The 13,321-nt window shown below is 34.9% G+C and carries 13 protein-coding genes; 2 read left to right on the top strand and 11 right to left on the bottom strand.

Features of this window, described 5'->3' with window-relative positions; all coding sequences use genetic code 11:
- Positions 1 to 17: 17 nt before the first annotated feature.
- The 4 genes from DK865_RS01785 to dgt all read right to left on the bottom strand — a co-directional run bounded on the left by DK865_RS01785 (position 18) and on the right by dgt (position 6,021).
- Positions 18 to 356, bottom strand: a complete 339-nt coding sequence (locus tag DK865_RS01785; RefSeq protein WP_109391013.1) for a colicin E1 family microcin immunity protein — start codon at positions 354 to 356, stop codon at positions 18 to 20.
- Between the two features lie 149 nt (positions 357 to 505).
- Entirely contained in the window at positions 506 to 2,743 is a 2,238-nt protein-coding gene (relA, locus tag DK865_RS01790; protein WP_023581097.1) for a GTP diphosphokinase, read from the bottom strand.
- A gap of 55 nt (positions 2,744 to 2,798) precedes the next feature.
- On the bottom strand, positions 2,799 to 4,124 hold the full coding sequence (gene rlmD / locus DK865_RS01795) for a 23S rRNA (uracil(1939)-C(5))-methyltransferase RlmD (protein WP_109391014.1): 1,326 nt from the start codon (positions 4,122 to 4,124) through the stop codon (positions 2,799 to 2,801).
- Positions 4,125 to 4,512: 388 nt separating this feature from the next.
- Positions 4,513 to 6,021 (bottom strand): dGTPase, encoded by a 1,509-nt coding sequence (gene dgt, locus DK865_RS01800; RefSeq protein ID WP_109391015.1) that lies wholly within the window; start codon positions 6,019 to 6,021, stop codon positions 4,513 to 4,515.
- A 126-nt stretch (positions 6,022 to 6,147) separates the two neighbouring features.
- Between dgt and mtnN the strand changes: the two genes are divergently transcribed.
- A complete protein-coding gene (gene mtnN, locus DK865_RS01805) occupies positions 6,148 to 6,843 on the top strand; it encodes a 5'-methylthioadenosine/S-adenosylhomocysteine nucleosidase (RefSeq protein WP_023581100.1) in 696 nt (231 codons plus the stop codon).
- Positions 6,844 to 6,946: 103 nt separating this feature from the next.
- Positions 6,947 to 7,774 (top strand): vitamin B12 ABC transporter substrate-binding protein BtuF, encoded by an 828-nt coding sequence (gene btuF, locus DK865_RS01810; RefSeq protein WP_109391016.1) that lies wholly within the window; start codon positions 6,947 to 6,949, stop codon positions 7,772 to 7,774.
- A gap of 12 nt (positions 7,775 to 7,786) precedes the next feature.
- Here btuF and DK865_RS01815 read toward each other — a convergent pair whose 3' ends face one another.
- The 7 genes from DK865_RS01815 to DK865_RS18990 all read right to left on the bottom strand — a co-directional run.
- A complete protein-coding gene (locus tag DK865_RS01815) occupies positions 7,787 to 8,056 on the bottom strand; it encodes a PAAR domain-containing protein (protein ID WP_109391017.1) in 270 nt (89 codons plus the stop codon).
- Positions 8,057 to 8,086: 30 nt separating this feature from the next.
- Entirely contained in the window at positions 8,087 to 8,731 is a 645-nt protein-coding gene (locus DK865_RS01820; protein WP_162556597.1) for a hypothetical protein, read from the bottom strand.
- 96 nt (positions 8,732 to 8,827) lie between these two features.
- Positions 8,828 to 9,769: a hypothetical protein gene (locus DK865_RS01825; RefSeq protein WP_109391019.1), complete on the bottom strand. Its 942-nt coding sequence runs from the start codon at positions 9,767 to 9,769 to the stop codon at positions 8,828 to 8,830.
- Positions 9,766 to 10,701 (bottom strand): hypothetical protein, encoded by a 936-nt coding sequence (locus DK865_RS18765; RefSeq protein WP_228407709.1) that lies wholly within the window; start codon positions 10,699 to 10,701, stop codon positions 9,766 to 9,768. Before DK865_RS18765 ends, DK865_RS01825 begins: the two co-directional genes overlap by 4 nt.
- Before the next feature lie 20 nt (positions 10,702 to 10,721).
- Positions 10,722 to 11,915 (bottom strand): hypothetical protein, encoded by a 1,194-nt coding sequence (locus DK865_RS01835; protein ID WP_109391020.1) that lies wholly within the window; start codon positions 11,913 to 11,915, stop codon positions 10,722 to 10,724.
- Positions 11,916 to 11,924: 9 nt separating this feature from the next.
- Entirely contained in the window at positions 11,925 to 12,515 is a 591-nt protein-coding gene (locus DK865_RS01840; RefSeq protein ID WP_109391021.1) for a DUF4123 domain-containing protein, read from the bottom strand.
- Positions 12,508 to 13,321, bottom strand: an 814-nt coding sequence (locus tag DK865_RS18990) for a bacteriophage T4 gp5 trimerisation domain-containing protein (protein WP_323368334.1), incomplete at its 5' end; no start/stop codon positions are given. The genes DK865_RS18990 and DK865_RS01840, both read right to left, overlap by 8 nt.

The following is a 13,321-nucleotide window of genomic DNA, read 5'->3' on the forward strand; positions in this document are numbered from 1 at the left end:
CTTTAGAGGTTGTTTATTTAGAGGAACAACCTTTTCACTAACACAAATAATATAAAAATTATTGTAATTGGTATAGATAATAAAAACACAATGAAACTATATAAAGCTAAACCACCAGCTTTACCCGCTGTATCTAAAAATAGTCCTCGATTCCAAAATTCTCTAGTAGTAAATTGAAGAAAAAAATATTCAATCCCCCATTTAGCCAACGGATATAATCCAATACCAGCAATACTAATTAACAATATTAGACTTTCATACTTCAACTCATACTCTAAGCAAAAGTATAAAAATAGAGCGCCAATAAACCATCCCCAACACATATTCTTAATATAATATTGTTTAGTTATCTTCATATTTATCTACTAGATCCCTTTTATTTAAAACCATATTTATTTTAAATAAACCCTAGCAATTAAATTACTAACTAAATATACAGTTTTTCTGATTTTTAGATAAAAAAATGCCGAGAACAGTTGTCTCGGCATCTTATCATTTTAATGTTTTAGTGAGAAAAGCGTTTCGCTTCTATCACATCTGGCAACTGATTAAGTTTTGCCAATATACGACCTAATACTTGGAGATTATAAATCTCAATATTCATATCAATGGTCGCAATTTGTTGTTTCACATCACTACGGCTACTCACACCAAGTACGTTTACTTTTTCATTCGCTAAAATTGTCGTGATATCGCGTAATAATCCACTACGATCATTCGCGACAACACGTACTACCAACGAATAACCACTGGAATAATTCTCTCCCCATACCGCGTCAACAATACGCTCTGGTGCATGAGAAAGTAATTCAGCAAGTTGTTCACAGTCAGCACGATGAATCGAAATACCACGGCCTTTAGTAATAAAACCGACAATATTGTCACCCGGAATAGGCTGGCAACAACGTGCGATATGGTGCATTAAGTTACCCACACCTTCGACAACAATGCTTCCACCTGATCCTGTGGTTCTTGGTGCTGGCGTTTTGTTTTCGAGTGTCCGCAATGCTTCTTTATCTTCATCTTCCGCAGTGGCTTTATTTAATTTACTTTGAATAAAGTTCACTAATTGGTTAATTCGGATATCACCAACACCAATCCCAGCTAATACTTCATCAACACTATGCACGTTATAACGCGCGATCAGCAGTTTTTCTGCTTCTTTCATGTTGATATCCATATGCGCCAATTCGTTATCTAAAATCTGACGCCCAGCAAGAATGTTTTTATCGCGATCTTGCTTACGGAACCAATTGTGGATTTTCGCACGACCACGGCTTGTCGTGACATAACCTAAGTTAGGATTTAACCAATCGCGACTTGGATTTGGGTGTTTTTGCGTAATAACTTCAATTTGGTCACCCATCTGTAATTGATAGCTAAATGGCACAATACGCCCGCCAATTTTGGCACCAATACAGCGGTGCCCTACATCACTATGAATATGATAAGCAAAATCAAGTGGTGTTGAGCCTGCCGGTAAATCAACAACATCACCTTTTGGTGTAAAGACGTAAACCCTATCATCAAAGACTTGGCTGCGAACTTCATCCAGCATTTCGCCAGAATCCGCCATCTCTTCTTGCCATGCAATCAGTTTACGTAACCATGCAATACGGTTTTCATAACTGCCTGTACCGCCTTTCGTCGCAGCTCCCGTTGCACCTTCTTTATATTTCCAGTGCGCAGCCACACCCAATTCTGCATCTTCATGCATTTGGCGAGTACGTATTTGAATTTCAACCGTTTTACCTTCTGGTCCTAAAACAACGGTATGAATAGATTGGTAACCATTTGGCTTTGGATTTGCGACGTAATCATCAAACTCATCAGGTAAATGGCGGAAATGAGTATGCACAATCCCTAATGCGGCATAACAATCTTGAAGCCGTTCAACAACAATACGTACCGCTCTCACATCAAATAACTCATCAAATGCGAGGTTCTTTTTCTTCATTTTGCGCCAGATACTATAGATATGCTTGGGACGCCCATAGATATCTACATTAACATTCTCTTCTTTCATGTAGCCGCGAACTGTACTGACAAAATTATCAATATACTGTTCACGATCAATACGACGCTCATGAAGTAAGCTGGCTATTTTTTTGTATTCATCAGGATGAAGATAGCGGAAACAAAAATCTTCTAATTCCCATTTTAATTGACCAATACCCAATCGGTTGGCTAATGGTGCATAAATATTAAAACACTCTTTAGCCGCCAGTACGCGCTCATCTTCGGTGGCATCTTTTACTTCGCGTAAATGGGCTATACGCTCTGATAGTTTAATGACCACACAACGGAAATCCTCTACCATAGATAACAGCATACGACGCACGTTATCTACCTGAACCGAGCTTGTTTCATTGGTATGTGTCGCTTTTAACTGGCGTATGGCGTCCATCTCCATAACACCACGTACTAAGCTCCAAATAGCCTCACCAAAATGTTCAGTAACGATTTCCTGATCAATAAGATTTTCTTCAGCAAGTGGGAAAAGAAGCGCTGCCCTCATGCTGTCTTTGTCCATGCTTAGTGTCGAAAGAAGCTCAACCATTTCAACACCACGCCACAATAGTAGTTCGGCATCTTCACGCCCTTGAACAGTACGATGGCAGTATTCCCAGGTTTGCATGATTTCACTACCCGCATTGACATGGGTTAAGTTCAAGCTGTTGACCCATTTATCAACAGCAAACTCTCCTGCAGGTGTTAAGTGAGCACTTCTTACTGCAACCATATTCTCTCCCTACACGGTATAAATCTTATTTGCGACTTATTTACTGGCTAACTGGTTATTTTCGACTAAACAGCGCCATTGATTCCAGATGACCCGTTTGTGGAAACATATCCAACATTTTTAAACTGGTTAGCTGATATCCAGAATCTAATAATATCTTACTATCTCTGGCTAACGTGGTCGGATTACAGGAAACATACACGATTTTTTCTGCGGATAACTTCACAATATGTGACATTACCTCCAAAGCCCCTGCTCTTGCAGGATCTAACAACACTTTGTTAAATCCTTCTTTCGACCACGACATTGCAGAAAAATCAGCGGATAAATCTGCATGCCAAAAATGTGCATTACCTAATTGGTTTAGTTCTGCATTTTGCTTCGCCATTTCAACCAGTGCCGGCACACCCTCTATCCCCACCACTTCACTAACGCGTTTTGCGATAGGTAAGGTAAAATTCCCCATACCACAGAACAGATCTAACACGCGATCTTCTGGCGATAAATCAAGCCATTCAATAGCTTGAGCAACCATCTTAGGATTTATTTCATCATTTACTTGAATAAAATCAGTGGGTGCAAAACGTAAATTTAGACCTTCTATTTGATAGAAGGGTTCCTTCTCAATTGAAGTTAATCGTGCTATCTCGCTATTATCACCTGCAAGATACATCGTAACTTGATGAGTTTGAGAGAAATCACGCAAACTCTGTTTATCACTCTCAGGCAATGGCGATAAATGGCGTAAAATAACCAGTGGTCCATTATCCGCCAGCACCATTTCAACATGCCCTAAATCACGTACTGATGCTAAATTTGTAAGGCATATCCAAAGAGGAGACAATAAATCATTTAGCTGTGGCTTTAATACTGGGCATTTTTTGATCATGACCAAATCATTAGAGCGCTCTTGGCGAAACCCCATCACCAGCCCTTTTTCAGGTTGATAACGTAATCCCAATCTTGCTCTACGACGATAACCATATTCAGCCCCTGCAATCACAGGCTCGGCGGAAATAATCACTCCCGTTTCACGCTTAATAAGGTGCGATAACACACTGGCTTTTGTTGTACGTTGTAGCGCAATAGGCACATGTTGCTGCTGACAACCACCACAACGCTCATAATATTCACAATGAGGCGCTATACGCTGTTCGCTGGTAGTTAAACGCTTAATAACCTCGCCTTTAGCAAACTGGCGCTTTTCTTCTGTTAAACGAATACGAGCAGTTTCTTGTGGGAGTAGTCCTTTGACAAAAATTGTTTTGCCCTCAGCATGAGCAATACCTTGACCATTTGCATCCAATGTACTGGCGGTCACTTCCAGAGTTGTTGCCTGTTTTTTCACAGGACGTTTTTTAGGAGAATAAAACTGCACCATAGTATTAAATTAAGTATCAATGACGGATTACAGTGAAATGACATCGTTTTAGAATACGCTGTATGTTTTTCAGCGTGACATGAATGACTATGCATTTCAGAAGAAAACATGGGGAGAGTATAACATCGAACAAGTTATTTACTTAACTGATATAAGCAATATTTTTGTTAAATTGAGAAAACTTTTAATGATAACAACCTAACACACTCGTTTTATGGATTTTATATTGTTCTATAACTAACAAATATTATATATAACTTTTATTTTGAATATATTTACAATTAATAACATCTATTTTCTATTATTTTAATAAATCTTTATTATCACTAAGAAAATTCTAAAAATTATCATCAATCAATTAGATAGCGTTTCTCTTAATGATTACAAATTAATCACAAACCATTAATTTTCTATATTCTTCATAAGCATAATGATCGGTCATTCCACTGATATAATCTTGAATTAATCTTGTTCGATAATAAAACTCTAAAATTTTTCCTCTTTCCGTATTTATATCATTTAGCTTTTCTAACATTTCGTTATAAGCCAGTTTATGTTTAACAGAAAGCTTATGATATAAACGCGTCTCAATGACATATTTAGGATGTTCATTATATTTATGCAATCTTAAGAAATCTTCAGTTGATAATAAAAGCAAAGGTTTATAGATATCAAGTAATCCACTGATCACGCGATATCCTTTCATTTCAAGCTCTTCAACTTCAGGATGACTAAACACCCATTTTTTAGCGACACTTTTTAATGTTGTTAATAAACGATGTTCCGCGCTATTCCCTTCCAATAAAGCGTAGTTAAAACTTCCTTCGTACACTTGAGGGAGATTTTTTATAAAACGGTACGCCGTATAAGGAACGAGCTTTCCGGTAATATAAACGCGTAAATACATAAAAAACTGATCTTGCATACTGCGTTTTGCTTCATTTTGATCGACTTTTTTATAAGCACGATCCACCGTTATATTGAATAAATCACCTTCAATCACATCACCATTTTCACGCCATGCATCTCGTAAAAGCTGAACAAGACGGTTGATATCAAAAATTCCCTTTTCTACCGCATCATCTAAATCTGCAATGCAATAAGAGATGTCGTCAGCAGCCTCCATAATATAGGTGAGAGGAAAACGACAAAATTCCCCCATATCTAATTTTTCTTGTACTTCTTTTACGAATGCTAATTCAGACCAGTAATACCCTGGTTTCTTCATTAAATAGCTATATTCTTTAGGAATTTCACCTTGCCAATAAGCAGGACGAGTATATTTTAGTACACAGCCAATTTGCGCATAGGTTAAATTCAATTTAAGCAGATGATGCGCCATTCGAATAGCTTGAGCATTTCCTTCAAATTGGCATAAATCTTGACGTAAAGTTTGTCGCAATTCATTTAATTGCACTTTAGCTGAATACTGCATAGGAATAAAAGGACAACTATCGAATTCGGCTGTCGCCTCTGGTGATAATACTTTTTGAAACCAATGTTTAATCGCAGCTTCACCAAAATGACCAAAAGGTGGATTACCAATATCATGCATTAAACACGCCATCTCAATTAAACTTTCAAGGCTATCAATACGCTCATTTAAGCCATATGCTTCAAGCTTATTTTGCTTTTTTAATTCACCAATAATTTGCTTAGCGATATAACGCCCTATTTGTTGAACTTCTAGAGAATGAGTAAGGCGACTACGGACTGCGGAATTTGTCTCTAAGGGAAAGACTTGTGTTTTTTGTTGTAAACGACGAATAGCAGCTGAGTTAATAATACGCCCACGATCACTTTCAAATTGTCGAGAAACCTGTATTTCATCGTTAATATCGATATCACTGCTGTTATATTTACGTTGATAGTTTAACTTCAGCTTAAAATCGATCATTTCTGTCCTCTTTCTGGTTTCGATGAAACGAATTCTCTCTTCTTTGTGTTATATCGTGTTTTTCAGATAGATGCTAAACTCTATTTAAATTCTATTTCTTATTAACCTACAAGTGAGTATGACACAATGAGAGTTGGCGTAATAGGTGCAATGGAGCAAGAAGTCACACTTCTGCGTGAGAAAATTGAAGATTGCCAAATCTTATCGCGTGGCGGTTGTGAAATCTATACAGGCACAATCAACGGTGTTGATGTTGCATTATTAAAATCAGGTATTGGTAAAGTTGCTGCTGCGATTGGTACAACATTACTACTTGAGCATTTTCGTCCTGATGTTGTTATCAATACTGGCTCTGCGGGTGGCTTAGACTCAAGATTAAATGTCGGTGATATTGTTGTTTCAACGGAAGTTCGTTATCACGATGCCGATGTGACTGCGTTTGGTTATGAACCGGGTCAAATGGCACAATGCCCTCCTGCTTTTATTGCAGATCCTAAACTTATTAACATCGCAGAAGAGTGTATTGAATCGCTAAAATTAAATGCTGTGCGTGGTTTAATTTGTAGTGGTGATGCCTTTATTAATGGTGCAGAACCTTTAGCCCGTATTCGCCGTACATTCCCAGACGTTGCAGCCGTAGAAATGGAATCGACGGCAATTGGTCATGTTTGCCATCAATTTGACACACCATTTGTTGTGGTTCGTGCTATTTCTGATGTGGCTGATAAAGAATCACATTTAAGTTTTGATGAGTTTTTATCTGTTGCTGCAGAACAATCAAGCTTAATGGTGACAGCGATGTTGGATAAATTAAAAGACTAATTAAGTCGAGATAATCCTAATATCGCTTTATCAATACCCACCTTTATTTTTTGCTTATTCTAAGATAAAAAATAGGTGGGTATTTTTTACTATTGGAAAAGTAATGCGTTTATTTATCAATTTTGGGTTATTACTCTGTTCATTATTTTGGTTCAATGTTGCCATTGCTATCACGCCTGCTGATCGTATTATTACGCTATCACCCTCCGCCACTGAAATGGCTTATGCCGCAGGGATGGGGGATAATATTGTAGGAGTTAGTGCTTACTCTGATTATCCAGAAGATGCTAAAAATATTGAACAAGTAGCCAATTGGCAGGGTATTAATATAGAGCGCATTCTATTATTAAAACCTGATTTAGTGATTGCATGGCAAGGTGGTAATCCACAACGTTCATTAGATCAATTAAAAGCTTTGGGTATTTCTATCATTTATTCTGATCCACAAAGTATTGAAGAAATCGCAGACGATCTTGTTACTCTTTCCAATTATAGCCATCATCCTGATATCGCATTAAAAAATGCCCAACAATTGCGCCAGCAATATCAAGCATTGCAGCAACAATATGCATCAAATATATCGGATCACGCCAAGAAAAAAGTATTTATTCAATTTGGGATGCAACCGTTATTTACCACCTCAAATAGCACATTACAGAGTCATATTACGGAGCTTTGTGGTGGAGAGAATATCTTTGCAAACAGTCCGGTAACATGGCCTCAAGTAAGTCGTGAGCAAGTACTTACAAAGCAACCTGATTTGATTATCTTCAGTGGCAAATCAGATCAAATACCTACAATAAAAGCATTTTGGCAACCTCAACTCACTGTCCCCGTTATTGCCATTGATGAAGACAGTTTTAGTCGCCCTTCACCACGTATTATTAATGCCGCACAGCAAATTTGCGAGGCGATAGCAACGAACAATTAGCAAAATTATTAATTACTCAATAGCCACTAATACACAGCCATTTAAACAACCGCATTGCACTTTATGCCCCTCTAATGCGATGGGGATATTGTTTATTTTCATCATCGCATCGCCTTCAATAATTTTTCCTTTTTGCTGACAAGCGGGGCAATAGACTTCATCACCAAGGCAAGCTATTTCATGGATTTGTTTCGCTAATAAAGAACCGCTTAATACGGTTCCTTTTGTATTGGTGGTGTCATTTTTTAAAATGATTTTTCGTCCTTGAATTGTGCTACGCATGTTTAGCTTTCTCTTTATTACTAGTATTCATTAATTTCCTAAGGTTATTCCAAACTGCCAAGGAATAAGATCTGGAAAATCTAATTTTCCATACCATTTAGGGCGTAATATGTCTTGAAAGCATCCTAAATTATCAATATATTGAGCGATTACACATAAATAAGTGATAGTACCTTTATTTATAGATGAAGATTGAATATTTTCAATTGCGCTATTAACAAATAATTTTTTTTCTTTAAGTGGTTCTTTAAATCGACATAATGGATCTTGAAAAATGATTTCATCAAGCTCTTTTTCTAATGTAGATTGCCCAGTACTGATATAAAAATAACTATTTTTAATATCCTCAATAAAAGAATCAGTATTCTCCTTTAATATTAGATCTTTTTTAAGGTTGATTTTTTCTTGTAGCCAGAATTGGCTTTCTTTATTTTTATGAACGATAACATTATTCATATTTATTTCTAATTCTTTATAAAAAAAAGATTTTTTATAAAACTGACCAAAATAAACCATTAATATCGTTTGAAAAACACATAGATATTGGCTGGTACGGTGCTGTTCATCAAGATATTGATAATTACTTTTTAAAATTTCTAATAGTGCTTTTTGTTTAATATTATAATAATCTAACACTAATTTATGCTCATCTTCAAGGAATTCAATTGCTTCCATATAGAATTCCTGAAGAATATTATCCTTAATCATCTGTTTGCTTTTTGCTGTCAGTATCATTTTATAACAAAAGCCTTAGTTTAATTTTAATCAAGACTAAAATAATGTATGAATGACTTTTAGCTCTGGATTTATTTTAATTAAATCATCTGTAATGTGATGATAAATTTCAGGCATAGTCTCTAACCAACCCACCATATCAGGCCGATGATCGATAGCCATGGGTGTTTTTAATAATGGATGATCGATTATTGGAGTACTTAAACCATGACGAGCACGAAAGTTTTTCACTGCTTGATATTCAAAAGGCCAAGCAATTAAAAGATTCATTGATATTTCGTAGCCAGTAGCTGGTTGCTCATCTGAGTTATTAAGAAATAGAGCAGACCACTGAATATGTTTATCGCATAATTCCACCAGCCATGGGATTAAAATTTCATCATTTTCACAATAAAGCGCTTCTTGGCAGAAACGTTGATAGAAAGGATCAATCGGAATACCCGCACTTTCCCAATCAATAGTTTCTTTTTTTTCACTGGCTAACATTTCAATCGCTAATACACCTAATTTTTGAGGGCGAGTATACATAGGTAGCGAATTTGCCATTTTACCTGATTGAATATTTTCTATTATTTTATCGTAACAAATTTGGCTAGACTTAAAATAATTACAAGCAAAATTCATTAATAAAATTTCACCTTGCTGAGAAAAAGAAATAAAATTCTCATTTCGATAATTATATGATAAAAAGTCGAGAATAATTATCACATTGGAGAAGTAAAGAGACTCTTCAAAGAGATATGGAATTTTTTTTTCTTTCCTATAAACTTGCATAATATAAAGCAATGAAATAGTACCCAAATTACGTTGGAACATTAAAAGATAGTCAATATACCGATTCTCATCAGACTCATTAATGATTTTCCCTGTTGTTTTAACTAAATCATTATTAACAAGATTTTTTATATCAATAGCATTTCTACTTATTTTTTTCACTCTATCTTCTATATATTTAACAACCATTTTAGAACGGATCATTTTATTAATTCCTCAAGTATGTAAAAGTCTTTATATTTATTATTACCCACAACATCAAATTTGTTATTTATGGCAACTGTTAATTTATAACCAGCCATATTAGTTTTGTTTAAATTTTTTTCTATATCAGTTAAAATATCTAATTGTGACTCCATTAACCTATAATCGTTTCGACCTTCATTAAAAAGCTCTCTAGCAATAAAAGAGTGCATTTCTATATTTTTAATATAGTCTTTTTGTATTTCACTAGCTTTTCCTCCTGTGGGCGTTGAGTTCGCGCCATATTTATCTTTCATCACTGTTTTGATTTCAAAAGTCACCCAATCCGGCGGAGGGGGAGTTGGCTCTACCTTACAAATCAAGTCTATTCCTTGTCCTTTTTTATTTTGTAATGCTATCATTTTTTCAGGATCAAAGCTTTTACCGTATAAAGGATGCGGGACTTTTTTATTATCATTATTACCCTTTTTAAGGATTAGCTCTTTATTTACAAGTGGTGCCTTCCCACTTCTGGTTTTTAAAAATAGCTTATCAAATAAGGTTCCCTTTTTAATTTCATTAATAACGTGGCTTTCACCTACATAGCCAACAAAGTGAGCCAACTTCAATGATGCAACGCCATCATAAAACAGATTAGATTGTAATATTTTATTAAGATCATGATGTGATTTTAAATTGATCTCTACGTGTCCGGTGACTCGATGTGTACTTCCCTTAGGTTTACCCTGAATACGCAGAATACATGAGCCGTCAGCTTTAGGACCAAAACAAGTGACAATTGTATCATCAAAATGCGTTTGAAATGTTTTTCCCACCATTTTAAATTGAGTAATATTAACATCACTTAAATTTTTTATTTCATCTTTATTTGTGACGCTTACATTAATAGAGTGAGTCTCATCATATTTTATAGGTTTAGGCTTATTTGCCATAAATATAATCCTTTATATTTTTATTTATTAATATCTATAATTTCAGGTTCCCCCGTTATTGAACTCACAGAAATAGCAGTACCTAAACTTGTGCTTACTCCACTTGTTATTACTTGAGTTTTAACTTTTTTACCAAAACACATAAACATATTCATGGCATGATAGGTTGTGACAAAGCCTTTAGTTTCTCCTGTTTTTGAATCAAGATATTTCATTGAGTTTAATAAAACATTATATCCTTTATCATTATTATATCCCCATAAAGCAGAGGTATCTTCTATTAACTCATTTGTTGTATAGATTATATTAAATCCCTCGGCAATTAGTGGTAAAGCTCTAGCACCATTTTTAGCAAGTGTTAATACACCACCAATACCTGTTAATAAAAAGGCAATATCAACAACAATTGACTTCCCTAATTCTATTTTCTCTTTAACTTCCTGTTCTTTAATCTCAGAAATAATAAAAGAGACTAAATCGCTCGCTAATTCATTGTAATCCTTTTCAGTTATCTTATCTTTTTTGTCTTCTCCTAACTCTAATCCTTTTATTATTAATTTAGGTGTAATTGTAATCGTTCGTTTTTTATTTTTATAATCAACATGAGATAACATGACATTTTTGTAACCCAGTAATATTTTAATTTCATCTTGTTGATCTATTGCGCCATCAATACTGTTGAAATCTTGTATTCCATGAACTTGGGTTCTTGTTAATTGGAAATCAATTTTATAATGATATTTATTATATTTTGATTTCATGCCCTTATAGGTTAATCCTGCATCTTCTGGCCTTTCATTTGCAGGTATAAATGCAAGCATAAAATTAAGAAAATCTTCAGTATTTTCACCACCATCAGGATCAAAATGATTACGAATAGCTTCTTGTAATTTATCATGACCTTTAATTTCTTCTGCTATCAATCGTATTTTAGGATCGAAAGAATCATCTTGGCTAACTTGGTCAACATAGGACATTAAAGCTTCAAGTGGTATACCAGCCGGCATAGTTTCATGCTCTAATTCTCCTGGAAATTGTTCACTCTCTATTTCTTCCCAATCTTCATCAAAAGGGCTACGAGAAAACTTATCTAATGCTTCAATAACATTTTTATCATCGGATAAAAAAACACCTTCTTTAATGTTATTTTCACATGCCTGTGTTTCTATATTGTTATTCACAGCTTCATCTTTAAATTTATCACCTAATGCCATTACATATCCTTATTGTAATATTAAAAATTGGTTAGCTCTGATATCATCTGCTAAAATAAATAGAATGTTATCCATAAATTGGATATAGTCCTTAACAGGTAAATAAGGTAATAATTTTTTTACTGTTAAGGGATCATAATATCTAAACATTAACCAGCTATTTTTTTCCTCATCAAAAACCTGATTAAACTTACGTAATTGATGTGATAATTCTTTTAAAGACAATCGTGAACATAAATAGATCCCTATGGGGTTTTCAATGCTATTATCAAATAGCCAATTTGTGAATGGATGCTCTAGATTTAATTTAACTAAATAAGGTGCATAGTAAGAGTAGTTTTCAGCACTCTTTCCTTTCCAAAGGCAACAGTGTTCTGTTTCAAATATATCAAGTAAAATAGCAATATCGGGTCTTTTTATTGCATCAATAATAGCCCAAACATGACTTTCAATAACTTTATTTCCCTTTATGATACGATTATCGCCATAACGAGAAAAAGGAATTCCATTAAATAAATACGATGTTATTTTTTTTAATTTATTTTCTTTATCAATATTTAATTCATAAGGAATAGAAGCTAAACGAGATACTTTACTCATTATCTTTTGCTCCCTTTTTTATTTTTGCACAAATTTCACAAAAAGGGACACCCTCTTCTGTTGCAGCTGTTAATGCATTTATTTGATCAACACCTCCGCCATCAATATTAACCGACGAAGCATTAATTTTTAGTTGTTTGGCCTTTATTGTGATCCCTATATCGTCAATAATAATACTTCCACCTGAACCCGCTAATGTCAGTTTTTTCTCGGCATGAATAATATAAAGTGGTGACTGTGATAATAATTTAGTTTTAATTTCCTCATGCATATTGCCTTCAACTATTACTTTTTTCTGACCACCGATTTGAATAAGTTGATCAGCAAAAATAATTGATTTTTTACTGCTATTAATAATTTCTGTCTTATTTTGGTCGATCTGAATTTCTTGATCTTGAGAAATATGAATAACCGAATTACGACCTATTTTTTCGTAGTGATCTCTGCCCACTTCTGTTCTTTTATCATTACCAATCTTTTCTTGTTGATCGACCCCCACCTTTTTCTGGCGGCTATGATTAATGGTATGAAACTCATCATTTAATATATGAGTACGGTGATCCCGCTGCGCATGCAAATACACTTCTTCGCGTCCGCCAGCATCCTCAAATCGCAGTTCATTAAATCCCGTGCCTTTATGCGTCTTTGTGCGAAAAGTGGTTCGGGTTTTGTCTTTGGGTAAATCCAATGGTGGGGCATTACGACCGTTATAAGTACAACCTGTGATAATCGGTCTATCAATATCACCATTTAAATAAGAGACGATCACTTCTTGCCCAATACGCGGGATCGCCATAAAGCCGTAG

The sequence above is a fragment of the Proteus cibi genome, from assembly GCF_003144405.1.
Taxonomy (GTDB): domain Bacteria; phylum Pseudomonadota; class Gammaproteobacteria; order Enterobacterales; family Enterobacteriaceae; genus Proteus; species Proteus cibi.